Consider the following 22,846-nt stretch of genomic DNA (forward strand, 5'->3'; position numbering starts at 1 on the left):
CTCGCATGTACCCCAACAACACCCCAAAGAAGGACAGCAACCCTTTTCCGGCTGGGAAGACCTTTTTCTGCGATATTTCAGGAACAGCGGTCAGAGGACGGTGATCGCGTCGCCCACCTTGATCCAGCCGGTCGTGTCCGGGATCAGGTTGATGCCGAACCAGACCTTGCCGTCCCACTTGCGGTGGCGGGACAGGGTGCGGATGGGCTCCTTGCCCTTCGTGCGCGTCTCCGGGTCGATGGTCGTGAGCACGCAGCGGTCGCAGCCCTTGGTGACCCGGAAGGTCACGTCGCCGATCCTGAGCCGCTTCCACTCGTCCTCGGCGAAGGCCGTCGCGCCGTCCACGACCACGCTCGGCCGGAACCGGCGCATGGACAGGGGCGCGGGCGGCTCCTCGCCGCGCTCCAGCGCGCCCTCCGCGACCCACTCGTCGAGCCGCGCCAGCGAGGCGGTCGTGGTGAGCAGCAGCGGAGCGCCGTCGGCCAGGCTCACGCTGTCGCCCGGCTTCCCGTACGGCGGGCCGATGCGGCGGCGCGTGGGGTCGTCGAGCCACTTCAGCCGGACCGGCCGCCCGGCCAGCTCCGACAGCCAGCGCGCGGCCGCGTCGCCGCAGTCGGTCAGCTCCACCGGGGTGCCCCACACGTCCACCGTGGACAGCGTGCCGTCCGGGACCACGGGGAACGGATCGGCGTGCGGCCCGGTCAGGGTGAGCCGTTCGCCGTCGAGCCGGGCCACGCAGGACAGCAGCCGGGGCTCGTCGCGGGCGGTGAGCATGTCTCCACGCTCGTCGATGATCAGGTAGCGGCGGTCGCCCGCCAGGCCCCAGGGCTGCACCTCGGCCTCGGTGAGGTCGTGCCCGGCAGTCGATTTGATGGGGTATCGGTGGATGCTGGCCAGCCTCATAGCGCAGACCGTACCGCACCGGGCACGGCCTGGTCCTGGGTCGCGGGAGTCTCGCCGCGGGACAGACGCGCCGACAGCGCGACCGCGGCGAGGGCCGCGACGCCGATCGCCGCGCCGAGCCACGAGACCGACGGATAACCGAGGCCCGCGTCGATGACCAGGCCGCCCAGCCAGGGGCCTATCGTGATGCCGGCGTTGAAGGCGGCGACGTTGCCCGCGGCGGCGAGCGTCGGCGCGCCCTCCGCCAGCGCGAAGGCGCGGGTTTGGAGCGCCGGGTTGGTGCCGAAGCCGAACCCGCCGAGCAGGACCACCAGCACGACGGCGAGCACCGGGACCGGGGCGGCCAGCGCCAGCGCCGCCGAGACGACGACCACGCCCGTGACGCCGAGGAACAGGGTCGGGAACGGCCGCGCGTCGGCGGTCCTGCCGCCGATCATGATGCCGGCGAGCGCTCCGAGGCCGTAGCCGGCCAGCACGGCGGGCACCCAGGCGGGGGCCAGCCCGGTGGTGACGGTGAGCAGCGCGCTCAGGTAGCTGAAGGTGGCCAGCAGCGCGGCGGTGGCGAGCGCGGTGGTGCCGTAGGCGAGCCAGAGCCGGGGGTTGACCAGCGCGCGCAGCTCCGCCCCGACCCGCGGCGCAGAGTCCCCGCGCCCGCCGCCGCCCGGGATGGTGGCGAGCACGCCCGCGCCCGCGAGCAGCGTCATCGCGGCCACCGCCCAGAACGCCGCCCGCCAGCCGAGGTGCTGCCCGAGCACGGTGCCCAGGGACAGCCCGAGCACGGTCGCGACGGTCAGCCCGCCCGCGAGCACGCTCATCGCCCGGCCGCGGGCGCCGGCCGGCACGAGGCTGATGACGGTGCCCGCCGCCACGGCCCAGAACCCGGCGTACACGAACGCGCCGGCCACCCTGGTGACGAAGAGCGTGGTGTAGTCGCTGGTCAGCGCGCCGACCACGTGGGAGAGCGCGAAGATCACCAGGAACGTCAGCAACGCCGTGCGCCTGGGCCAGCGGAGCGTCACCACGGCCAGCACCGGAGCGCCCACCAGCATCCCCATCGCGAACGCCGAGATCAGCAGTCCGGCCCGCGGCACGGACACCCCGAGGTCGGCGGCCAGCTCGGGCAGCAGCCCGGCCAGCATCAGCTCCGAGGTGCCCTGCGCGAAGATCGACAGGCCCAGTACGTAAACCGCCAAGGGCACGGCGGCCTCCCTTTTTTAGATCGTTCAGTACAAAATTCGGGCACGAAAAAATCAGAACACGCCCAGCGCGGTTCGCGCGACGGACTCGAGCGCGGCCCGGTCGGCTCCGCCGCGCGCCAGCACGCGCAGCCCGGAGACGGTGGCGGTCACGAACCTGGCGAGCTCCAGCGGGTCCTTGTCCGGCGCGAGCTCGCCCCGCGCCCTGGCGTCCTCGAACGCCGCGCGCATGATCCCCACCCGCAGCTCGGTGTCGCGCCGCAACATCTCGGCGACCTCCGCGTCACGCGGCCCCAGCTCGATCATCGAGTTGACCACCAGGCAGCCGTCCGGGTCGTCGGGATCGGGCGCGACCGCCCAGCCCAGCACGACGGCCATCTTCTCCCTGATGGGCAGCTCGCCGTCCATCAGCTCGATGAGCGCGGCGTCGCGCTGGTCCATGTAGCGGCGCAGCGCCCTGCGGAACAGGTCGTGCTTGCCGGCGAAGGCGTTGTAGACGCTGCTGCGCCCGAGCCCGGTGGCCGCGCAGAGGTCCTGCGTCGAGGTGGCCTCGTAACCCGCCCGCCAGAACGCGCGCATCGCCGCCTCGACCGCGGCCTCCTCCTCGAACGTCCTCGGTCGTGCCATGACGGCCACGCTAGCACGTTATGGAACGATCAGTGCAAAACAGGTCAGGTGGTCTGCCGGAAGGTGTCCAGGAACACTTTGCGCATGTCGGCCTGCTCGTCCCACTTCAGCTCGGGCACGTCGAAGGTGATCGTGAAGGCGGTGGTGTCGTCCACGGTGACGTACCGGGTCAGGGCGTGCATGGGGACGCCCGCGTCGGTCGTGTACGTGTACTCCCAGTCGGCCGCCTTCCAGCCCCGGTACTTCACGCCCTGGAGCTGCACCTGGATGTAGCTCTCCCGCCCGCCCTCGGCCTCCCGGCGGCTCAGCTCCGCCAGGCCGCCGTCGGCCTCCGGGCCGGCCTCCTCGACCACCGCGCGCAGGCCGGAGTCCTTGGGCCCGGTGAACGTCGCCACGCCGCCCGCCGCCGCCAGCTTCCAGCCCTCGGGCACCGCGACCGTGAACCCGGCCGCGGTCTGCTGCCGGTAGCCGTCGGGCGCCGCCGACGGCTCGCTCTGCAGGGTGCGGGCGGTGGCCGTGGCGGCGGTCTGCTCGGCCACCGGCGTGGGGGAGCCGCCGCTCGACAGGCCGAGGACGGCCGCGACGATGGCGCCGCCCACCACCACCAGGGATCCGGCGATCGTGAGCGGCGTGGGCCGGCCGTCGCGCATCCACAGGCCGTCGTCGTCCTCGGTCCTCCGGCGGCTCCTGCCCGTGCGCGGCGCGGCGGAGGGCAGCCGGGTCAGGCGGCCGGGGCGCAGGTCGTCGGTCAGGCCGCGCGAGTGCTCGCGCAGGTCGTCGGGGGAGGCCAGCGGCCACGGGGTGTCCGCCGGGCCGGCGGAGCGGCTGTCCGTGGTCAGCGGCAGGATCGGGCGCGGATGCGGGCCGGACCCGTCGATCAGGTCGTCGTCCGGGCCCATGGACGGGCCCATGGACGGGCCCGCGGACCTGCCGGGGAGCGGCCCGCCGGGGTGGGCGGGGTCGCCGAAGCCCTGCGGGCGCGGGATCTGGTCGGTGCGGTGGCTGCCGGACGGCGTGCCCAGCCCGTCGTACGGCATCGCGTGCCCGCCCGACGGGCTGGTGAGCGGGTCGTAGGGGATCCGTACCGGCCCCGAGGGCGTCTCCACGATCCGCGAGGGCATCGGCCCCGACGGCGGGTCCAGCGGCGGCAGCAGGTCGGCGGGCACCGGCTCCACCGGGCTCGGCAGCGGCTCGGGCGTACGCGGCCGGACCGAGCCGTGCGCCCGCAGCACCGCCTCCAGCATCTCGACGACCTGCGGGGCGGTCAGCCGCTCCTCGGGGTTCTTGCGCAGCAGGCCCTCGATCACCGGCATGAGCGAGCCGGCGCGCGACGGCGTGATCGGCGGCTGGGTGAGCACCTGGCCGAGCACCGCGACCGGGTCCGGCCCCTCGTACGGCGGCCGCCCCTCGACGGCGGCGTACAGGGTGGCGCCGAACGACCACAGGTCGGCCGCCTGCGTGATCGTCTGCCCCGAGAGCCGCTCCGGCGGGATGTACGCCGGCGACCCCATGAGCAGCCCGGTCTGGGTGATCGTCACGTCGCCCTCGATCGCCGCGATGCCGAAGTCGGTCAGGACGACGCGGTCGGAGGTCAGCAGCACGTTGCCGGGTTTGATGTCGCGGTGCAGGATGCCGGCGGCGTGCGCGTGCATGAGCGCGTCGAGCACCCGGATGGCGATCTCGGCCGCCTGGATCACCGGCAGCGGCCCGCTCTGGCGCACCGCCTGCTCCAGCGACCACGCGCGGACCAGCTCCATGACGATCCAGGGCCGCCCGTCCTCCTCGACCACGTCGTGGACGGTCACGATGCCGGGATGTTGCAGCCGGGCGGCCGACCTCGCCTCGCGCAGCATCCGGCGGTGCGCGAGCTGCTTGCCCGCGTGGTCGAGCCCGTAGGGCAGCATGAGCTCCTTGACCGCGACGTCCCGGTCGAGCAGCACGTCGTGGGCGTGCCACACCATGCCCATGCCGCCCCTGCCGACCGGGGACATCAGGCGGTAGCGCCGGCCGACCAGCCGGCCCTGGCCCTGGGCGGCGCCGCTCACGGCGTCCCCTTCCTGGCCGGATCCGCTGAGCAAGCGGTCGGCTGCCATGATCCCGCCCCCATCTCCCTCATCCGTCACGTGCGTTCATCACGCTACTTGCAGATTATGAGGTTCGTTACAATAACGGCGGCGAATGCGCAAGGGAAGCTGATACGTCGTTACATCCCGCTTGACGTGCAGAAATGGTCAATTTCAAGAATTTGGATCATTTACCGCTGCGGCCAATCCCAGCAAAGCGGCCACGAACGCCTGCGCGGGTGGTTCGACCAGACCTGCCCCGACCTGGCCGGTTCCCGCGACGCGGCCCGCGATACCGGTGTTGACCACCGGCAGCACGCCCGTCCTGGCGACCAGCGCCACGTCGATGCCGACCGGCGTGCCGCGGAAGCCGAGCCCCGGAATCTGGTACGCCGGATGTTCGGCGAGCGTGATCTCGTACATCGAGCGGGTGGCCCGCACCGCGTCGGCCACCTCGCCGCCCACGAAACGCACGATCGCCGGCGCGGCCGCCATCGCGAAACCGCCGAGGCCCGCGGTCTCGGTGATCGTGGAATCGCCGATGTCGGGATTGGCGTCCTGGGGGCCGTACGAGCCGAGGTAGAGCCCGTCGGGCACCCCGGCGGGGCCGGTGAACCAGCGCCCGCCGAGCCCCGACACCTGCACGCCGAAATCGGTGCCGTTGCGGGCCATCGCCACGACCATGGACGAGCCGGGCACGTCGCGGGCGGCATCCGTGGCGGCCTTCGCCGCGGCCATGCCCGCGTTGAGGAAGAAGTGGTCGTTGCCGCCCATGAAGCGCAGCACCTCCGCCGCCCGCCCCGGTGCGGCCTCGACCACGGCCGGGGCCAGCTCGCGCAGCAGCAGCGAGGTGGCCGCGCGGTTGCGGTTGTGCAGCTCGTCGCCCATCTGCAGCGCCTGCGCGACGAGAGCGCGCAGGTCGAGCGGCCCGGTCGCGGCCAGCGCCGCGGCGAGCACCGGGCCGAGCACCTCGTCCATCCAGCGCAGCCGCTCCAGCACCTCGGGGCCGTACGCGCCGTACCGCAGGACCTTGCCCAGGCCCTCGTTCAGCGAGCAGTACGCGAGGCCGCCGTGCTCCTCGTCGCGCACCTCGAACATCCACATCGACGGGCTCACCACGCCCGCCATCGGCCCCACCGCGCCGTGCTCGTGGCAGGGCCGCAGCGCCGCCTCGCCGGCCGCCAGCCTGCGCTCCGCGTCGCGCTCGTCGCCCGCCCGGCCCTCCAGCAGCATCGCGCCGATCAGCGCGCCGCGCAGCGGCCCGGACGCCCGCTCCCAGGTGATCGGCGGCCCCGCGTGCAGGAACGCGCCGCCCGCCAGCGCCTCGCCCAGCACCTCCGAGGCGCGCCGGACGCCCACCAGGTGCGGCCTGGCGGCGGTCAGGCGGCGGGCGGCCAGCTCGTTCGCGGCCTGCCTGCGCGGGTCGGACAGCACCGCGACCAGCGCCTCGGCGGTGCCCGGCAGCGGCGGGCGCCAGTCCACCGGCGTGGTGGCCACGGCCTGCGCGGTCAGGGACTCGTCGAGCAGGCCCGCCCCGGTCGTGACGACGCGGGACGGGGCGGACAGGAACGGCGAGACGGTCACAAAAGGCTCCTGGCGTGCCGGGCGGCCTGGGCGTTGGAGAGATAGACGGCCGCGCCCGCCTCCCGCAGCGCCGCGGCCTGGCGGTGCAGGTCCTGCGGGTCGCCCTGGGTGCCGACCAGCGCCACGACCACGGTGGCCGGCGTACGGGCGATGGCGGGAGCGAGCGTCACGGCCGGATCGGGGTCGGCCGTGTGGCCGAGGACGACGTCCATGAGCACCACGTCCGTATCCGCCGCCCGCGCCAGCGCCTCCACGCGCAGCGCCGGGTCGATCATCGGGTGCGCGCGGCCCCGCGTGTAGGCGTCGTCGCCGTAGTCCACGAAGTCGCCCTGCCCGGCGACCAGCGCGGCCTCCGCGCTCAGCGTCCCGCCGGAGTAGAGGCCCCTGAGCGTTTTGCGCGCGCCGCCGCGCACCGGGCCGGGCCAGGACGGCCACTCCGGCACCGACCGGCCGAGCGCCCGCAGCGCCGCCTCGGCCGCGTCGGTCAGGTCGGTGGCGTCCCGCCCCAGCAGCGCGCTGATCACCGGGGTACGCAGCCCCGCCATGGCCTCCGCCACGGCCCGCGCCACCTCCGGCGCGGGCGGCTTGGAGATCAGCACGATCAGCTCGGTGGCCGGATCGTCGTCCAGCAGGCGCAGCGCGCGCAGCGTGGACAGGCCGCCGACCTCGGCCGACAGGTCCCTGCCTCCCACCCCAAGGATGTGGCTGACGCCCGCCCCCGCCCAGTCGAGCAGCGAGGTGACCTGCTGCGCGCCGGTGCCGGACGCCGCCACCACGCCGACGGGCCCCGGCGCGAGCACGTTCGCGAAGCCGAGCCCCACGCCGCCGATCGAGGCGGTGCCGCAGTCGGGGCCCATGACCAGGACGTCCCGCTCCTCGGCCAGCTCCTTCAGCCGCCGCTCCAGCGCGACCGGCACGCCGTCACTGAAGATCATGACCGGCAACCCGGCCACCACCGCGTCGTACGCCTCGCAGAAGGCGTGCTCGCCCGGCACCGAGACCAGCGCCAGCCCGGCGGGCTCGCGGCGGATCGCCGACCCGGTCGTCAGCGGCGGCTGCCCGTCCGCCCCCGCCTCGCCGGGCCGTTCGAGCTCGGCGAGCCGCCGGTCCGCCTCCGCCACGGCCGCGCCGGGATCGTCGGCCCGTACGGCGATCAGCAGGTCGCCCGGACCGGACGGCGGCACGGTGAAGCCGAGGTCGCCGAGCACCGCCACGTTCAGCTCCGTCGCCATGGCGACCATGGCCGCCTCGACGCCGGGCGTCGCCGACAGCGCCCTGCTCACCCGCATGAGCCGTACCGAGTCGTGGTAGGCGCCCTTGCGGACGACGACGACCTCCCCGCTCACGGACGCCCGCCGAGTGCGAGCACCGCGTCCACGCCGATCGCGATCCCCTGCGCCAGGTCGGCCCCCGAGGTGTGGCCGACCCGGCGCAGCCGCCGCAGCGCCGGTTCGAGCTGCTGCGCGCCGGCGACGCCGCGCAGCACCGCCGTCACCTCCGGGCTCGCCTCGCCTCTGGCCGCGCAGTGCAGGAGCGTCGCCGACAGGGGAGTGGTACGGGTGCGCGCGTCGAACGTCACGGTCGCCGCCAGCCAGCCCGCCAGCCACAGCGCCCGCTCCGTCCCCGTCGCCGTCCCGAGATGCCGGAGCGTCACCAGCAGCCCGGCCAGCACGTCGTCGCCGCTCGGCGTGAGCCCGGGACCCAGCCCGACCAGTTGCTCGGCCGCCGTCGCCATGCCCAGCAGCCAGCCGCGCCCGCAGGCCGCCGCGAGCGCGGCCACCGCGCCGTTGCCCGGCAGCCCGGGAGCGGGCTCCGCCGGCCGGGCCAGGACCGCGGCGGCCCCCTCCAGGTCCGCCAGGTTCACCTGGCCCAGCGGCGGGGCGGGATCCCACCAGCGCCGTACGCGCAGGCTCAGCGGCCCGAGGTCCACGCCCCGGTCGCCCACCCACGCCTCCTCGCCCACCTCGACCCTGGGCAGTCCGCCCGCCAGCAGCACCGAGTTGGGGAGCCGGACCGCCTCGCCGGTGATGACCGCGATCACCGTCGGCTCCAGCTCCGTCCGCACCTCCAGGTAGACCCCGGCGGGGAACGCCGCGAGCACCCGCGCGGGCCGCCGCGACGCCTCCAGGAGCGGACGGACCGCGGTGCTGGCCGCTCCCGAGACGTGGGCCGAGACACGGACGCGGTTGCGCCGCGCGGACGTGCTGACATGGACACCGACGGGCACCGGACCTCCCTGACCGACCTTGGACCTGACCGTAGAACGGTCCGCGAACCCTCCGTACGGAGAAATTTGCCAACAGTGCGCGGGAAGGTTGGCTCTTCCTGACAGACCGTTCCGGGGGTCACAATCTCCCCATGGAGCCCCCAGTCCGTCTCGCCAGCACCGGCACCATCATTCACGGTGTCTCCGTCGGGGAGGTGCTGGGCGTGTCGACCCTCGCGGAGGCCAGGCTCATCGCGGGGGAGAGCGGGCTCGGCCGCATCGTGCAGCGGCTCAACGTCATGGAGGTCCCCGACATCCTGGCCTGGGTCAAGCCGCACGAGCTGCTGCTCACCACCGGCTACCCGCTGCGCAACACCCCGCAGTCGCTCGGCCGGCTGGTCGCCGACCTCGACGAGCGCGGCCTCGCCGCCCTGGCGATCAAACTCGGCAGGTATGTCGACGAACTGCCCGGCGACATGGTGGAGCAGGCCGACCGGCTCGGCTTCCCGCTCATCCTGCTGCCCAACGACGTGGGCTTCGACGACATCCTCAACCAGGTGCTCACCGACATTCTCAACCGGCAGGCCGCCGTGCTGGCCCGCGCCGAGGAGGCGCACCGCGCCCTGGTGCAGGTCGTGCTGGCGGGCGGCGGGCTGCGCGAGGTGGCCGCCGAGGTGGCGCAGCTCCTCGACGTGTCGGTGGCGGTCGTGGACGGCGCCGGCGCCGTGCTGGCCACCGCGGGGCCCGCCGAGCACGTGGCCGCGCTGCGCGAGTCGATCTCCCGCGAGGGGCCGCCCACCACGGCCGCCCGCGCGCCCACGCGGGCCGGGACCGGCGGGCGCGGCCGGGAGTTCGCCTCCGTGCCCGTGCTGGCCGGCGGGCACCACCACGGCCGCATCGTCGCCTACAGCGCCTCGACCGCGATCAGGGACAGCGACGTCGGCATCCTGGAGCGGGCCGCCACCGTGGCCGCGCTCGTCGTCACCCGGCAGGAGGCGGTCAACGCCGTCGAGAGCAAATACCGCGCCGACTTCCTGCGCGACGTGCTCACCGGCCGGGCCGGCACGGCCGAACGGGTCAACGGCCGCGCGCGGGCGTTCGGATGGGACCTGTCGCGGCCGGTGACCGTGCTCGTGGCCGAGCTCGACCCCGACGGCGACGAGCGCAGCGCCCAGGACCGGCTCGTCGCCTGCTGGACGGCGGCCGTCCGGCGGCACGACCAGCGCGGCGCGGTGGCCGGGTTCTCGCACGAGGTGGTGGCGGTGATCGACGCCGGGCTCGACGCGGCGCGGGTGGCCAAGGACGCCGCCGCGGCCTTCGCCGACCTGCCGCCCGCGACGTTCTCCACCGGCACCTCCCGGCCGAGCCCCGGGGCGGACGCGCTGCCCGAGGCGTACGCGCAGGCGCTCAAGGCGGCCCGCGTCGGCCGCCAGCTCCACGGACCCGGCGCGGTCGCCCACTTCGACCAGCTCGGCGTCTACCGGCTGCTGTCGCTGGTCAACGACACCGACGAGCTGTACGCGTTCGTCCGCGAGACGCTCGGCCCGCTGGCCGCCGACGACGACGCCGAGAACGCTGACCTGCGCCGCACCCTCCACGTGCTGCTGGAGACCAACCTCAACGTGGCCGAGACCGCGCGCCGGCTGCACTTCCACTACAACACGCTGCGCTACCGCATCGGCAAGCTGGAGCGGATGCTCGGCAACTTCACCGACGACCCGCACCTGCGACTCAACCTGACGCTGGCCCTGCACGTCCTGCGCATGAGAGGTATCTAGGCTTGTCCCCGTGGACCTCGACTTCGAACTGCGCTCCGATTTCATCCCGCTCTGCGACCTGCTGAAGTACTGCGGCGTCACCGAGACCGGCGGCATGGCCAAGCACCTCATCGCCGAGGGCCTGGTCCTCGTGGACGGGGAGGTGGAGCTGCGCAAGACCGCCAAGATCCGGGCCGGCCAGGTCGTAAGCGGCGACGGTTTCTCCATCCACGTCGCCTAGCAGCCCTAACGCCCGCCGCGGCCCGCTTCCCGTAGCCAGGAAGGGGGCCGCGGTCCCCGCTGGACCCGGATAAGAAGAGCTGTCATGACAAAGATCATTGCTGAGCGCTCCGACGGTATAGAGATGAGGAGTTTCCACGGGTTCGCGGACGTCGAGGCCGTAAAGGATCTCCGTCCCCGTCAGCAGAGCATTTGGGACCTCAGCGGGCCTGGCCGGGGCCGGCGGGTCGCGGTGGGACCCAACGCGATCATCGTGGATGTCGCTCCGGACGTCGGCGTGTTCGTACGTTACGAGTGTTGGGACGGCCCGCCCGACCCGTATGCGGAATGGGAGATGGTGTGGAACGGCCCGCTCTTCCTCGCCTCGGGGCGGGTCTGCGCCGTGCAGGAAAATCAGGGAGAGAAGGGTTACTTCCCGGTATTCGACCTCGGACGTGAGATGACGCAGTGGAGTGCCCGCCTGCTCTCGAAATTCGTCGACAACGATCGAGAACCGCTCTTCCCCCGCGACATCTACGAGGTCACCCTTCTCACGCTGCAACTCTGGCCGTAGACAGGAGTTTCAACTCAACGGCTGATCTCGGTTGTTGAAGTGTCAGGGGTTGGCAGGGGTGAGGCGGCATTTGGGAGGCGATCTGGAAGGCGTGCACTTTGGCGGCTCTCGAGAGTTAGGTGGGAAATCGCGCGTTTTTGGCTCTCGTGTGGTTGCGGAGCGTATTCGGGATCTCCTGTCCGGCCGCGACGCTTCCGCATCTTCCAGCTCAGGCGGTGGTCATGCGCTGTCGGCCAGGATCGCGCGCAGTTCGCCCACCGCTGGGCGTGTCCGGTGTTCGACAGGCACTGCCCTGAGGGTCATCCTGGCGGTCTCCAGGACGTGGACGGTGCGGAATTGTTCGGGGACGGCGGCTATGGTCGTGGCCGCCTGGCTCGCCCCTTGCTCCACGCCGCTGCTGATGACGGCGGCCCATGCCGCGTGCAGTTGGATGTTGGTCTCGTACACATAGTCGGGCGTCCGGCGGAGCAGTTCCTCGCGGGCTCGTGCCGCTGCTTCCTCCCTGCCCATGGCGGCGTACACCCAGCTCTGGGAGAAGTAGAGTTCGTTCGGGGTCCAGAAGCCCTGTGCGTCGCCGCGCACGCCCCGATCGGCCAGGTCGGTCATCCTGTTCAGCACTTCCTCGGCCTCGGCGTGGCGGCCCGCCTTGGACAGCGCTTTGGCCCTGATCGCGGCCAGCTTCAGCATCGGTCGTTGACCGGCGAGGTGCTCGGCCTCGGTCAGGAGGCGCAGGACGGACTGCGGTGACCGTTGCCCGTACAGGCCGTGGCCGGCTTCCTCTGCGCGTACCAGGAGGCGGATGTCGAGGTCGCGGCTCGCGTCGGCCGCCCAGCGGGCGGTCTCCCACCAGCGCAGGGCCGTGCCGTGCTGGGCCATCCGGGTGAAGGCGTTGGCCTGGATGGCGGCGAGCAGCGCGGTCACCCGGTGCAGCTCCACGAGTTCGCTGCCCTTGGCGAGCTCGATCTGCCGGGAGAGGGTGTCCAGGTCGATGGAGAGGTCGTGGGCGACCTGCACGGGTGGGCGGGTCCGGAGGGCGTGCAGGTGGTCCTCGTGGGCGGTGCTCCATTCGTCGAGGCTGCGGTGTGCGCCCATGGCGTCGTTGAGTCGTCGTCTGGTCGCCTCGTCGTCGATGACGGTCCCCACAGCGGCGGCGGTGGCCAGTTGCAGCATGCGTCGGCGGTTCGTGGCGTCCTCCCCGTCCTCGTCGCCCGCGTTATCCGTGACCAGGGTAGGCACGAAACCGTTCTGCTGGATAGGCGTGTCGGACGGGACATTACGGTTTTCTATCGCATCTGCCACAAATGCCGTTAGTAGTCCGCCGTTCGCGGCCAGGTCTCTGTCCAGAGATATGGCGAGCTTCACGGAAGGGTTTATGTCGCCTTTTTCCAGCATGGACACGTAGCTGGCGCTGATGTTCGCGCGCCGCGCGAACGCGCGCACCGTCGAGTCGCCCCGCAGGCACCGCATGACCTGGCCGAATCTGCTTCCCATCGACTGCCGCCCCTCCGCTGATTCGCGATCCCTGAACAGCCCTGAACGATCTGAACGCGAAATGCGCGCGACTGGTCGCGCATATCGATCACGCTACTCGTACGCGCTGAGAGTGGAAAGAGAAAAGCACTGCGAAGGGAGAATTCCCATGCCCGAGGTCATCACCGCATTCATCCCCGCACAACGGGAATCGCATGCCGTTGCGCCCGTACTCGTCGAGGCGATGATCGACCTCACTCCGGGCGGCCTGATATGGCGGCGGACGTTCCCCGGGACGGAGGATCAGGTACCGCGAGCCCGGCACTTCGCCCGCTATCTCCTCGCCGACTCGTCCCGCTGTGACGATGCCGAGCTCGTCGTCGCCGAACTGGCCGCGAACGCGATCAGGCACACCGGCAGTGGCCGCCCGAAGGGCACGTTCATCGTGGAACTGGCCCGGACGACGGCCGCGGTCACCGTCGCCGTCTACGACTGCGGCTGGGGCGGTGTTCCCCGCTTCGGACGGCGCTGCCGGTTCGATGCCGTACGGGGCAGAGGGCTGGTCATCGTCGCGGCGGTCGCCGATGACGTCGGTCATGAGGGGGACGACCAGGTGGGTCACCGGGTCTGGGCGACGCTGACCGGCTAGTACGAGCTCCCCTCATGACCTGGGCCGCCGCCCGACCTCGCGGAGCTTCAGACCATGGCCCGCGCCACCGACCGGCGCATGCCGGCGGTCGAAGCTCGACTTCCTCGGGCGTCATGAGCGGTGACGGTTTCTCCATTCACGTCGCCTAGATCGGCATGTGCGCGAGGTTCCCACTGGTGGGCCGCGCAGATTTGGCAGATCATGCCCGTGTAGGACTACCGGGGCGGGCCTAATGTGCCCGCAACGGTAAACGGGTCGCCGGCAAGGCCCAGCGCAAAAGGGGCGCTCATGGTTTGGGGATGGACCAGACACGGAGACGGCAAGCATCTGGCGCCCGGCGAGGTGGTCAGGCCCGACGAGCGCCTGAGCTGGCCCAGAATGATCGGGTTCGGCGCTCAGCACGTCATCGCGATGTTCGGCGCGACGTTCGTCTTCCCCCTCGTCATGGGGCTGGACCCCAACGTCGCGGTGATGATGTCGGGCGTGGCGACGATCCTGTTCCTGCTGATCGTCAAGGGCAAGGTGCCCAGCTACCTCGGCACCAGCGCCTCGTTCGTGGGCGGCGTGCTCGCCATCCGCGCGGTCGCGGGCGGCGACACCGCGGGCGCGGACGCCGTCGTGACCGGCGCGATCCTGATCGTCGGCTTCGTGCTGGCGCTCATCGGGGTCGCCATCCACTTCCTCGGCGTGCAGATCATCCACCGGGTGTTCCCGCCCGTCGTCACCGGCGCGGTGGTCATGCTCATCGGGTTCGGGCTGGCGTACGTGGTCGCCGACGTCTACTGGCCCCAGGACCACTGGGTGGCGCTGCTCACGATGCTCATCACGTTCGTGGTGATCGTGGCCTTCAAGGGCTTCATCGGGCGGATCGGGGTGCTGATCGGGCTGGTCGCCGGGTTCGTGCTGTCGTGGGTGCTCGACCGCCTGGCCGGGCCGCTCACCTCCGTGCTGCCCGGCGCCAACCTGCGCGACGCGGCCGGGAACGTGTGCGCCCCCGAGGGCCCGTACTGCCTGGCCACGGCCTTCCCGCACGACCGGGTGAGCTTCGACAGCGTCGCCAAGGCCGACTGGTTCGGGCTGCCGAGCTTCCACGGGCCGGACTTCCGCTTCTCGGCGGTGCTGCTGGTGCTGCCCGCGGTCATCGCGCTCGTCGCGGAGAACGTCGGGCACGTCAAGGCCGTCGGCGAGATGACCGGGACGGACGTCGATCCCTACGTCGGCCGCGCGGTCGCCGCCGACGGCGTCGCCACCGTGGTCGTCAGCGCGGTCGGCGGCTCGCCCACCACCACCTACGCCGAGAACATCGGCGTCATGGCCGCCACCAAGGTTTACTCGACGGCCGCCTACTACATCGCGGCCGTGATCGCGATCCTGTTCGGGCTGTGCCCCAAGTTCGGCCAGCTCGTCGCGGCCACGCCGGGCGGCGTGCTCGGCGGCGTCACCGTCATCCTCTACGGCATGATCGGCCTGCTCGGCGCGAAGATCTGGATCGAGAACCGGGTGGACTTCGCCGACCCGGTCAACATGGTGCCGACCGGCGCCGGCATCATCCTCGCCATCGGCCCGGTCAGCCACTACGTCGGCGGCGACCTCACCCTGGAGGGCATCGCGCTCGGCACCATCGTCGTGCTCGGCGGCTACCACCTGCTGCGGGCCATCGCCGGACGGCCGCTCCAACCGGCCACGCCGGCGGGGAACGAGGCCGGGTGAAGCCGCCGCCGTTCGACTACCACGCACCGCGCGACCTCGCCGCGGCGCTCCGCACCCTCGCGGACGTCGGGGCGGAGGGCAAGGTGCTGGCCGGCGGGCAGAGCCTCATCCCCATGCTCAACATGCGCCTGGTCGCGCCCGCCCACCTCGTGGACGTCAACCGGGTGGCCGGGCTCGGCGGCATCGGGCGCGAGCCCGGCGGCGTACGGGTCGGGGCGCTGGCCCGGCACGCGGAGGCCGAGCGCTCCGGCGCGCACCCGCTGCTCACGCGGGCGCTCAAACTGGTCGCCCACCCGGTGATCCGCAACCGCGGCACCGTGGTGGGCAGCCTCGTCCACGCCGACCCGGCCGCCGAGCTGCCCGCCGTGCTGGCGGTGCTCGGCGGGTCCGTACGGGTGGCCCGCTGGCACGACGGCGGCGCGGTGGAGCGTGACATCCCGGCCGCCGCGTTCTTCACCGGGCCGATGGAGTCGGCGGTGCTGCCGGGCGAGCTGGCCGTGTCGGCCTGGTTCCCGGACCTCGCGCCGGGCGCGGGATGCGCCTTCGCCGAGGTGTCCCGCAGGCACGGCGACTACGCGCTCGCCGGGGTGTGCGCCGTCGTCGGCCCGGACGGCGCCGCCCGGGTGGCCTGCGTCGGCGTCGGCCCCGTCCCCGTCGTGGTGGACGTGAGCGCCCTCGCCCCCGACTGGGCGGCGGCGGCGAGTGCCGTGCGGGCGGAGACCGAACCCGACGACGACATCCACGCCACGGCCGCCTACCGCCGCCACCTCGTCGGCGTGCTGGCCGAGCGGGCCCTGCGCGAGGCCGCACAGGAGGCGGAGAATCGTGGAGCATGAGATCACGCTCATGGTGAACGGCGCCGCCCGGCGGGTGAGCGTCCCGGCCAGGCGGCTGCTGTCCGACTGCCTGCGCCACGACCTCGGGCTGACCGGCACCCATGTCGGCTGCGAGCACGGCGTCTGCGGCTGCTGCACGGTGCTGCTCGACGGCGAGCCGGTGCGCTCGTGCCTGACGTTCGCCGTCACCGTGGACGGCCGCGAGATCACCACCGTCGAGGGGCTGGCCGGGCCGGGCGGGCTGTCGCCGGTGCAGCGGGCCTTCGCCGAGTGCCACGGCCTGCAGTGCGGCTTCTGCACCCCCGGTTTCCTGTGCACGGTGACCGCGTTCCTGGAGGCGAACCCCGCCCCCACGGAGGAGGAGGTGCTGGAGGGCATCTCCGGCAACCTGTGCCGCTGCACCGGCTACCAGAACATCGTCAAGGCCGTCCACCGGGCCGCCGAGCTGCTCGCGGAGGAAGCTTGACCTCCTCCCCCCGCGTGAACGAGGGGGATTCCGACCGTCGCCGGTCGGTCTTCCTGCTTCGCCGCCGGTCGCCCGCCCGAGAGGAGGACTCCCGTTGAGGTCTTACACCAGCTCCACAGGCGTTTCAGCTCTCCGCCGGCCCGGCGGCGAGCAGCACGTTCTGGGCCGCGTTCACCTCCCGGTCATGCACCGCGCCACACGCACAAACCCACACACGGACGCTCAACGGCATCTCTTCCCGCAGCGCCCCGCAGACCGAGCACAACTTGGAGGAGGGAAAGAACCGATCCACCACCACCAGCGTGCGGCCGTACCAGTCCGTCTTGTACTCCAGCATGCGCCGCAGCTCCCGCCAGCCGGCATCCGAGATGGCGCGGGCCAGTCTGCGGTTCTTGACCAGGTTGCGGACGGCCAGGTCCTCCACGGCGATCACTTGATTCTCGGAAACCAGCCGTGTGGTGACCTTGTGCAGATAGTCGCGCCTGCGGTCGGCGATCCGGGCGTAGACCTTCGCCACGCGCAGGCGGGCCTTGGCCCGGTTCTTCGACCCTTTCTCCTTACGGGCCAGGGTCCGCTGCGCCTTGGCCAGCCTGCGCCGCTCGCGACGCTCGTGACGCGGGTTGGCGATCTGCTCGCCGCACGACAGCGTGAGCAGCGTGGTGAGACCGGCGTCCATACCGACGGACTGCGCGACCGGCGGCAACGGCGCGATCTTCTCCTCCACCAGAATGGACACGAACCACCGCCCGGCCGGGTCCCTGGACACGGTGACCGTGGACGGCTCGGCCCCTTCTGGCAGCGGACGCGACCACACGATGTCCAGCGGCGCGCCCATCTTCGCCAGGGTGAGCCGGCCGTCGCGCCAGCGGAACGCCGAACGGGTGTACTCCGCGGACGCTCGCGACCTCTTCCTGCTCTTGAACGTCGGATACTTCGCGCGGCGGGCGAAGAAGTTCGCGAACCCCGCCTGCAGATGCCGCAGCGCCTGCTGCAACGGCACCGACGACACCTCACACAGAAACGCCAGCTCCGGTGTCTTTTTCCACGCGGTCAGCGCAGCCGACGACTCGGCGTAGGAGATGCCACGGCCTTCCAGCTTGTAGGCGCGGGACCGCTCCTCCAGAGCCTTGTTGTAGACCAACCGCACGCAACCGAACGTCCGGACAAGCTCCTCGGCCTGCCCAGGAGTCGGATAGAAGCGGTACTTGTAGCCCCGCTTCACCAGCTGCGCCACCTTTCGATCCTAGGTGCGAGATCATTCGCGCACCGGCCGATTCCGAAAGACGACGGCGGTCCGCCTGACGGCGCACCGCCTGCTCCTGCCCTGCTCCGCAGGAGTCCGATTCCTCCCCCGCCTGAAGGCGGGGGTCTCCTCGGAGGTTCTTGATGACGACGAGGCTGTTCGGGGAGCCGGTCCAGCGGCGCGAGGACCCGCGGCTGCTGACCGGAGGCGGCCGCTACCTCGACGACCTCGGGCCCGATGCGCTCGCCGCCGCGTTCGTCCGGGCCCCGCACGCGCACGCCCGCATCCGCGACATCGACGTCGGCCCGGCGCTCGACGTCGAGGGCCTGGTCGCCATCTACACGTGGGAGGACCTGCCGGAACGGGTCGGCCGGCCGCTGCCGCTGCTCATCCCGCACCCGGCTCTCACCCACGGCCGCACCGCCTACCCGCTGGCCAGGGACGTCGTCAGGCACGTGGGCGAGCCGGTGGTCATGGTGGTGGCCGCCGACCGCTACGCCGCCGAGGACGCCTGCGCGCTCATCGAGGTCGACTACGAGGTGCTGAAGCCGGTCGTCGGCCTGGAGGAGGCGGTGCAGGGGGCGGCGCTCGTCCACGAGGACGTGCCCGGCAACGTCGGCGCGCACCTCGTCCAGGAGGTGCCCGGCGCGGACGGGCGCGGCGCCCGCGAGGCCATCGAGACCGCGCCGCACACGCTCGCCTTCCGGCTCGACATCGAGCGCAGCGCCAGCATGCCGCTGGAGGGCCGCGGCGTGCACGCCCGCTGGGACGGCCGCGACCTGCGCGTCCACTCCAGCACCCAGACCTCCACCAGCGTGCGCATGGCGGTCGCCGCCGCGCTCGGCCTGCCGCTGCCGCAGGTCGAGGTCATCGCGCCGGACGTCGGCGGCGGCTTCGGCGTCAAGATCGTGCACCCGTGGCCGGAGGAGATCCTCGTGCCGTGGGCGGCGATGACGCTCGGCCGCGAGATCAAGTGGACGGAGGACCGCAGGGAGCACTTCATCTCCTCCGCGCACGAACGCGGGCAGGTGCAGTACGTCCGCGTCGGGTTCGACGACGACGGGCGCGTGCTCGGGCTGGACGTGACGATCCTGCACGACCACGGCGCCTACACCCCGTACGGGATCATCGTCCCGATCGTCACCTCGACGCAGCTGCTCGGGCCTTACAAGATCGGGGCGTACCGGGTCGAGTTCAGCGCCGTCTACACCAACACCGTGCAGGTCACGCCGTACCGCGGGGCGGGCCGCCCGCAGGGCGTGTTCTGCATGGAGCGCACCATGGACAAGATCGCCCGCCACCTGGGGCGCGACCGCGCCGAGGTGCGCGCGGCCAACTTCATCGGGCCCGGCGAGTTCCCGTACGACCAGGGGATGACCTTCCAGGACGGCCGGCCGCTCATCTACGACAGCGGCGATTACCCCGAGATGCTGCGCCTGCTGAAGGAGCTCATCGGCTGGGACTCCTTCGAGCGCGTGCCGGGGCGCGGCATCGGCATCGGCTGCTACGTCGAGGGCACGGGCGTGGGGCCGTACGAGGGCGGGCACGTGCAGATCACCTCCGACGGGCGCGTGCACGTCTCCACCGGGCTCACCTCCCAGGGGCAGGGCCACGAGACGGCCTTCGCCCAGATCGCCGCGACCGAGCTGGGCGTGCCCATCGAGCGGATCAGCGTGGTCACCGGCGACACCCGCAGGTTCGGCTACGCGGTCGGCACCTTCGCCTCCCGCGCCGCCGTCGTCAGCGGCAACGCCATCGCGCTCGCCTGCCGCAAGGTGCGCGAGAAGGCGCTGCGCATCGCCGCCGACGCGCTGGAGGCCGACCCGTCCGACCTGGAGATCACCGACGGGATCGTGCACGTGGCCGGGGCGCCGAACGCGGCCGTCCCCCTGTCCACGGTCGCCGTGCTGGCCAACCCGCTGCGCTACGCCTTCGACGAGGAAACCGCCAAGGCCACCCAGTTCGCCGGGGCCGCCGCGCCCGACCGGCCGCCGGTCGCCGAGGGCGAGGAGCCGGGGCTGGAGGGGCGCGACTACTACTCGCCGATCCGGTCCACGTTCGCGGCCGGGATGCACGCCGCCGTCGTCGAGACCGACCCCGACACCGCCGAGATCCGCGTGCTGCGCTACGCCGTGGTGCACGACTGCGGGCGGCTCATCAACCCCATGATCGTGGAGGGGCAGATCCACGGGGGAGTGGCGCAGGGCATCGGGGGCGCGCTCTACGAGCGGATGGTCTACGACCCGCACGGGCAGCTGCTCAACGCCTCCTTCATGGACTTCCTCATGCCGTACGCCACCGAGGTGCCGCACGTCGAGACCGCCCACCTGGAGACGCCGTCGCCGCTCAACCCGCTCGGCATCAAGGGCGCCGGCGAGGCGGGCGTGATCCCGGTCTCCGCCGTCATCGCCTCGGCCATCGAGGACGCCGAGGGCTTCCCCATCGACCGGATGCCCATCTCTCCCTCCGACCTGTTCCACCTGCGCGGCACATAAGATCGGCGGCATGCGTGCGCCTGCCTCCGGGCTGACCGTGTTCCCCGAGGTGCCGGACGACGTCCGGGTGGTCGATCTGGCCTGGAACGACCTCGCCGAGGTGCCCGACCGGGTGGGCGAGCTCGCGGCGCTGGAGGAGCTGCGGCTCGACGGCAACGCCCTCACCGCCCTGCCCGACCTGTCCGGTCTCGGCGCGCTGCGGGCGCTGCACCTGGACGGTAACCGGCTCACGGCCTTCCCCTCCTGCCCGCCCGGCCTGGAGACGCTCTTCCTGTACGGCAACCGCGTCCGCGAGCTCCCGGACCGCCTGCCGTCCGCGCTCCGCCACCTGGCCGCCGGCGCCAACGGCCTGACCGCCGTCCCCGGCGCCCTGTGGAAGCTGACCGGGCTGCGCTCGCTCAACCTGGCCGAGAACGCCCTGACGGACCTCCCCGCGGCCGTGGGCGGCCTGACCCGGCTGCGCATGCTGGACCTCGGCCACAACCGCCTCACCACGATCCCGCCCGAGCTGGGTGACCTGCCGCTCACCGACTACCTCTACCTCAGCGACAACGCCTTCACGGAGGTGCCGGCGGCCCTCGGGCGGCTGGACCGGCTCGCCTACCTCAACCTCACCGACAACCGGCTCACCCGCCTCCCTGACGCCCTCGGCGACATGGCCGCGCTCGTGGAGCTGCGCCTCTACAACAACCGGCTGGAGGCGCTGCCGGAGTCGTTCGGCCGGCTGGGCCGGCTGCGTGAGCTGCACCTGCAGGGCAACCGGCTCACCCACCTGCCCGCGGCCCTCGCCGCCTGCGCGGAGCTGCGCGTGCTCGGCCTGCGCGGCAACCACCTCCGCGCGCTGCCGGACGCCCTGCCGCCCCGCCTCACCCATCTCGACCTGCGCGCCAACCGGCTGCGGGAGCTGCCCGCCGGCCTCGCCCGGCTGACCGGGCTGGAGAAGCTGGACCTGCGCTGGAACAAGCTCGACGGCGACCCCGAGGTGCTGCGGGTGCTCGCCGGGCGCGGCTGCGTCGTCCTGCGCTGAACCGGACCCCCGATCCCTGCGTACCTCCGCACATGACGACATTTCCACGTCTGGCCGCTTTCGCGCTGCTGGCCGGACTGGTCGCCGGATGCTCCTCAGGGGGCTGGGGCGGCTACGTCGCAGCGGGCAACGACCAGCAACAGGCGAACGCCACCCCGCTCTCCGTCGAACAGCTCTCCGCCAAGGTGGGCTGCACGCCGAAGATGCAGGTCGACAGCGAGGAGATCCGCACCGGCCACTGCAAGACCGAGGCCGGCGAGTTCTTCGTCAACACCTTCAAGTCCGAGAAGCTGAAGGATCAGTGGATGGACCAGGCGCCGGAGTACAACCCGCACCTGGTCGGCCCGCGCTGGACCGTGCTCGGCCCGCTGGAGGTGCTGGAGCAGCTCAAGTCGCCGCTCAGCGGGGACCTGCACCTCATGGACCACCGGGTCTCGCAGACGCCGTCCCCCAAGTAGCCCGAACCGGTATGGGGCCGAACCGGGGCCGGGAGGGCTGCGTACCTCCGCACATGACGACATTTCCACGTCTGGCGGCCGTAGTGCTGCTCGCCGGGCTGGCCGTCGCCTGCTCCCAGGGCAGCGGGAGCGGCGGCGGCCCCGCCGGCGCGGGCGGCCGGGCCGCCGCCGCCCCGCCCTCCGTCGAGCAGCTCGCCGCCAAGGTCGGCTGCAAGCCGCGCATCCAGGTCGACGCCGCCGAGCTCCGTACGGGCTACTGCAGGACCCCCGACGGCGAGTTCTTCGTGACCACGTTCGCGTCCCAGGCGGGCAAGGATGCCTGGATGGACGCCGCACCCGAGTACAACCCGCACCTGGTCGGCAACCTGTGGACGGTGCTGTCCGGCCGCCAGGTGCTCGACCTGCTGCGCGAACGCCTCGGCGGCGACCTCCACCTGACCGACCACCGCACGAAGCAGATGAAGGTGGTCGGCTGAGCCGCCTCTCAGGCGGTCACCCGGACCCGCTTCCTGAACACGTAGTACGTCCAGCCCTGGTAGACGAGGACGAACGGGAGCGCGATCAGCCCGATCCAGCTCAGCATCGTCAGCGTGTACGCCCCGGAGGCCGCCTCCGCCAGGGTCAGCCCCGGCAGCGGACGCACCCGTAGCTCCATGAAGACCGCGAGCGTGGACAGCACGATGGCGGCGGCCGTGGCCGTGAACGCCCAGCCCTCCCTGCGCCGCCAGATCAGTGCCGCCGCCGCGGCGAGCGCCGCCATGGCGACGAGGGCGGGGAACGTCCCCAGGTTGGACAGCGCGAGCACGGCGACCGGGATGACCGCGGCGCCGGCGGCCATGGCGGCGAGGCGGGCCCGCCGGCGGATCGCGCCGGTGGTCCTGAGCGCCAGGAACACCGCGCCGTGCAGGACGCACACGGCCAGCGTGAACGCGCCGCCCAGCACCGCCGCGACCGGGCTGCCGAACAGCAGGTCGGCGAAGACCGCGCCCCACAGGAACGCCGGCAGCCCGCTGCCCACCATGACCGCCATGTCGCACCAGGCCGGGTTGCGCACCTTGCCGCGCCACTCCAGGCCCACGCCGCGCAGGATCAGTCCCACCAGGATCAGCGTGACCTGGAGGTAGAACGCGCTGAACACCCCCGAGTACCAGGCGGGGAAGGCGGCGAACATCGCGCCCACGGCGGTGATCAGCCACACCTCGTTGCCGTCCCACACGGGGCCGATGGTCTGCAGGCTCTGCCGCTGCTCGGCGTCGTTCCTGCTGAGGAGGGGCGCCAGCAGGCCGACGCCGAAGTCGAAGCCCTCCAGCACGAAGTAACCCGTCCAGAGGAAGGCGATGATGACGAACCAGAGATCGATCAT

At 72.3% G+C, this 22,846-nt stretch carries 20 protein-coding genes and 1 pseudogene; 11 read left to right on the forward strand and 10 right to left on the reverse strand.

Annotated features, from left to right (window positions below; genetic code table 11):
• Positions 1–90 precede the first annotated feature (90 nt).
• From SMD20_RS01410 to SMD20_RS01440, 7 genes are all read right to left on the reverse strand, one after another.
• Positions 91–903, reverse strand: coding sequence for an MOSC domain-containing protein (locus SMD20_RS01410; protein WP_329574018.1), 813 nt, complete (start codon positions 901–903; stop codon positions 91–93).
• Positions 900–2,102 (reverse strand): Cmx/CmrA family chloramphenicol efflux MFS transporter, encoded by a 1,203-nt coding sequence (locus SMD20_RS01415; RefSeq protein ID WP_329574020.1) that lies wholly within the window; start codon positions 2,100–2,102, stop codon positions 900–902. Before SMD20_RS01415 ends, SMD20_RS01410 begins: the two co-directional genes overlap by 4 nt.
• 51 nt (positions 2,103–2,153) lie before the next feature.
• Positions 2,154–2,726: a TetR/AcrR family transcriptional regulator gene (locus SMD20_RS01420; RefSeq protein ID WP_329574022.1), complete on the reverse strand. Its 573-nt coding sequence runs from the start codon at positions 2,724–2,726 to the stop codon at positions 2,154–2,156.
• A gap of 44 nt (positions 2,727–2,770) precedes the next feature.
• Positions 2,771–4,819, reverse strand: coding sequence for a serine/threonine-protein kinase (locus tag SMD20_RS01425; RefSeq protein ID WP_329574023.1), 2,049 nt, complete (start codon positions 4,817–4,819; stop codon positions 2,771–2,773).
• A 144-nt stretch (positions 4,820–4,963) separates the two neighbouring features.
• On the reverse strand, positions 4,964–6,373 hold the full coding sequence (locus tag SMD20_RS01430) for a DUF1116 domain-containing protein (protein WP_329574026.1): 1,410 nt from the start codon (positions 6,371–6,373) through the stop codon (positions 4,964–4,966).
• The gene (locus SMD20_RS01435; protein ID WP_329574028.1) at positions 6,370–7,719 is read right to left on the reverse strand and encodes an FdrA family protein; all 1,350 of its coding nucleotides are present in this window, start codon (positions 7,717–7,719) and stop codon (positions 6,370–6,372) included. The genes SMD20_RS01430 and SMD20_RS01435 overlap by 4 nt, the downstream gene beginning before the upstream one ends.
• The gene (locus SMD20_RS01440; RefSeq protein WP_329574031.1) at positions 7,716–8,600 is read right to left on the reverse strand and encodes a DUF2877 domain-containing protein; all 885 of its coding nucleotides are present in this window, start codon (positions 8,598–8,600) and stop codon (positions 7,716–7,718) included. The genes SMD20_RS01435 and SMD20_RS01440 overlap by 4 nt, the downstream gene beginning before the upstream one ends.
• Before the next feature lie 131 nt (positions 8,601–8,731).
• On the opposite strand from SMD20_RS01440, the gene SMD20_RS01445 reads away from it, so the two are divergent.
• From SMD20_RS01445 to SMD20_RS01455, 3 genes are all read left to right on the forward strand, one after another.
• Positions 8,732–10,357: a PucR family transcriptional regulator gene (locus tag SMD20_RS01445; RefSeq protein ID WP_329574033.1), complete on the forward strand. Its 1,626-nt coding sequence runs from the start codon at positions 8,732–8,734 to the stop codon at positions 10,355–10,357.
• 10 nt (positions 10,358–10,367) lie between these two features.
• The gene (locus SMD20_RS01450; protein ID WP_020540721.1) at positions 10,368–10,577 is read left to right on the forward strand and encodes an RNA-binding S4 domain-containing protein; all 210 of its coding nucleotides are present in this window, start codon (positions 10,368–10,370) and stop codon (positions 10,575–10,577) included.
• A gap of 84 nt (positions 10,578–10,661) precedes the next feature.
• Positions 10,662–11,129: a hypothetical protein gene (locus SMD20_RS01455; RefSeq protein WP_329574036.1), complete on the forward strand. Its 468-nt coding sequence runs from the start codon at positions 10,662–10,664 to the stop codon at positions 11,127–11,129.
• 219 nt (positions 11,130–11,348) lie between these two features.
• Here SMD20_RS01455 and SMD20_RS01460 read toward each other — a convergent pair whose 3' ends face one another.
• Positions 11,349–12,620 carry a helix-turn-helix transcriptional regulator gene (locus SMD20_RS01460; protein WP_329574038.1) on the reverse strand — a complete coding sequence of 424 codons (1,272 nt, stop codon included), beginning with the start codon at positions 12,618–12,620 and terminating at the stop codon, positions 11,349–11,351.
• A gap of 148 nt (positions 12,621–12,768) precedes the next feature.
• Here SMD20_RS01460 and SMD20_RS01465 point away from each other — a divergent pair, with 148 nt between their 5' ends.
• From SMD20_RS01465 to SMD20_RS01480, 4 genes are all read left to right on the forward strand, one after another.
• Positions 12,769–13,248 carry an ATP-binding protein gene (locus tag SMD20_RS01465; RefSeq protein ID WP_329574040.1) on the forward strand — a complete coding sequence of 160 codons (480 nt, stop codon included), beginning with the start codon at positions 12,769–12,771 and terminating at the stop codon, positions 13,246–13,248.
• Positions 13,249–13,536: 288 nt separating this feature from the next.
• A complete protein-coding gene (locus SMD20_RS01470; RefSeq protein WP_329574042.1) occupies positions 13,537–14,958 on the forward strand; it encodes a uracil-xanthine permease family protein in 1,422 nt (473 codons plus the stop codon).
• Complete coding sequence (locus SMD20_RS01475; RefSeq protein ID WP_329574044.1) at positions 14,955–15,794, forward strand: FAD binding domain-containing protein; 840 nt, start codon at positions 14,955–14,957, stop codon at positions 15,792–15,794. The genes SMD20_RS01470 and SMD20_RS01475 overlap by 4 nt, the downstream gene beginning before the upstream one ends.
• Entirely contained in the window at positions 15,784–16,260 is a 477-nt protein-coding gene (locus SMD20_RS01480; RefSeq protein WP_329574046.1) for a (2Fe-2S)-binding protein, read from the forward strand. The genes SMD20_RS01475 and SMD20_RS01480 overlap by 11 nt, the downstream gene beginning before the upstream one ends.
• Positions 16,261–16,295: 35 nt before the next feature.
• Here the strand turns inward: SMD20_RS01480 and SMD20_RS01485 are convergent.
• Positions 16,296–17,494 (reverse strand): annotated as a pseudogene (locus tag SMD20_RS01485) (RNA-guided endonuclease InsQ/TnpB family protein); the annotation flags it as partial.
• A 152-nt stretch (positions 17,495–17,646) separates the two neighbouring features.
• Here SMD20_RS01485 and cutA point away from each other — a divergent pair.
• Genes cutA through SMD20_RS01505 form a run of 4 tightly spaced genes read left to right on the forward strand, consistent with a single transcriptional unit; the run spans position 17,647 to position 21,959 of the window.
• A complete protein-coding gene (gene cutA / locus SMD20_RS01490) occupies positions 17,647–19,998 on the forward strand; it encodes an aerobic carbon-monoxide dehydrogenase large subunit (protein ID WP_329574049.1) in 2,352 nt (783 codons plus the stop codon).
• A 10-nt stretch (positions 19,999–20,008) separates the two neighbouring features.
• On the forward strand, positions 20,009–21,025 hold the full coding sequence (locus SMD20_RS01495) for a leucine-rich repeat domain-containing protein (RefSeq protein ID WP_329574051.1): 1,017 nt from the start codon (positions 20,009–20,011) through the stop codon (positions 21,023–21,025).
• Between the two features lie 32 nt (positions 21,026–21,057).
• The gene (locus SMD20_RS01500) at positions 21,058–21,483 is read left to right on the forward strand and encodes a hypothetical protein (RefSeq protein ID WP_329574053.1); all 426 of its coding nucleotides are present in this window, start codon (positions 21,058–21,060) and stop codon (positions 21,481–21,483) included.
• A 53-nt stretch (positions 21,484–21,536) separates the two neighbouring features.
• On the forward strand, positions 21,537–21,959 hold the full coding sequence (locus SMD20_RS01505) for a hypothetical protein (RefSeq protein WP_329574055.1): 423 nt from the start codon (positions 21,537–21,539) through the stop codon (positions 21,957–21,959).
• An 8-nt stretch (positions 21,960–21,967) separates the two neighbouring features.
• Here the strand turns inward: SMD20_RS01505 and cydB are convergent, their stop codons facing one another.
• Complete coding sequence (gene cydB, locus SMD20_RS01510) at positions 21,968–22,846, reverse strand: cytochrome d ubiquinol oxidase subunit II (RefSeq protein ID WP_329574056.1); 879 nt, start codon at positions 22,844–22,846, stop codon at positions 21,968–21,970.

Source organism: Nonomuraea sp. LP-02, assembly GCF_036289125.1.
Lineage (GTDB): Bacteria > Actinomycetota > Actinomycetes > Streptosporangiales > Streptosporangiaceae > Nonomuraea > Nonomuraea bangladeshensis.

What these genes read in the sequence shown, in the direction of transcription:
- SMD20_RS01410 (WP_329574018.1), bottom strand. Translation starts at nt 903, where the DNA reads ATGAGGCTGGCCAGCATCCACCGATACCCCATCAAATCGACTGCCGGG.
- SMD20_RS01420 (WP_329574022.1), bottom strand. Translation starts at nt 2,726, where the DNA reads ATGGCACGACCGAGGACGTTCGAGGAGGAGGCCGCGGTCGAGGCGGCG.
- SMD20_RS01425 (WP_329574023.1), bottom strand. Translation starts at nt 4,819, where the DNA reads ATGGCAGCCGACCGCTTGCTCAGCGGATCCGGCCAGGAAGGGGACGCC.
- SMD20_RS01445 (WP_329574033.1), top strand. Translation starts at nt 8,732, where the DNA reads ATGGAGCCCCCAGTCCGTCTCGCCAGCACCGGCACCATCATTCACGGT.
- SMD20_RS01455 (WP_329574036.1), top strand. Translation starts at nt 10,662, where the DNA reads ATGACAAAGATCATTGCTGAGCGCTCCGACGGTATAGAGATGAGGAGT.
- SMD20_RS01460 (WP_329574038.1), bottom strand. Translation starts at nt 12,620, where the DNA reads ATGGGAAGCAGATTCGGCCAGGTCATGCGGTGCCTGCGGGGCGACTCG.
- SMD20_RS01465 (WP_329574040.1), top strand. Translation starts at nt 12,769, where the DNA reads ATGCCCGAGGTCATCACCGCATTCATCCCCGCACAACGGGAATCGCAT.
- SMD20_RS01470 (WP_329574042.1), top strand. Translation starts at nt 13,537, where the DNA reads ATGGTTTGGGGATGGACCAGACACGGAGACGGCAAGCATCTGGCGCCC.
- cutA (WP_329574049.1), top strand. Translation starts at nt 17,647, where the DNA reads ATGACGACGAGGCTGTTCGGGGAGCCGGTCCAGCGGCGCGAGGACCCG.
- SMD20_RS01495 (WP_329574051.1), top strand. Translation starts at nt 20,009, where the DNA reads ATGCGTGCGCCTGCCTCCGGGCTGACCGTGTTCCCCGAGGTGCCGGAC.
- SMD20_RS01500 (WP_329574053.1), top strand. Translation starts at nt 21,058, where the DNA reads ATGACGACATTTCCACGTCTGGCCGCTTTCGCGCTGCTGGCCGGACTG.
- SMD20_RS01505 (WP_329574055.1), top strand. Translation starts at nt 21,537, where the DNA reads ATGACGACATTTCCACGTCTGGCGGCCGTAGTGCTGCTCGCCGGGCTG.
- cydB (WP_329574056.1), bottom strand. Translation starts at nt 22,846, where the DNA reads ATGATCGATCTCTGGTTCGTCATCATCGCCTTCCTCTGGACGGGTTAC.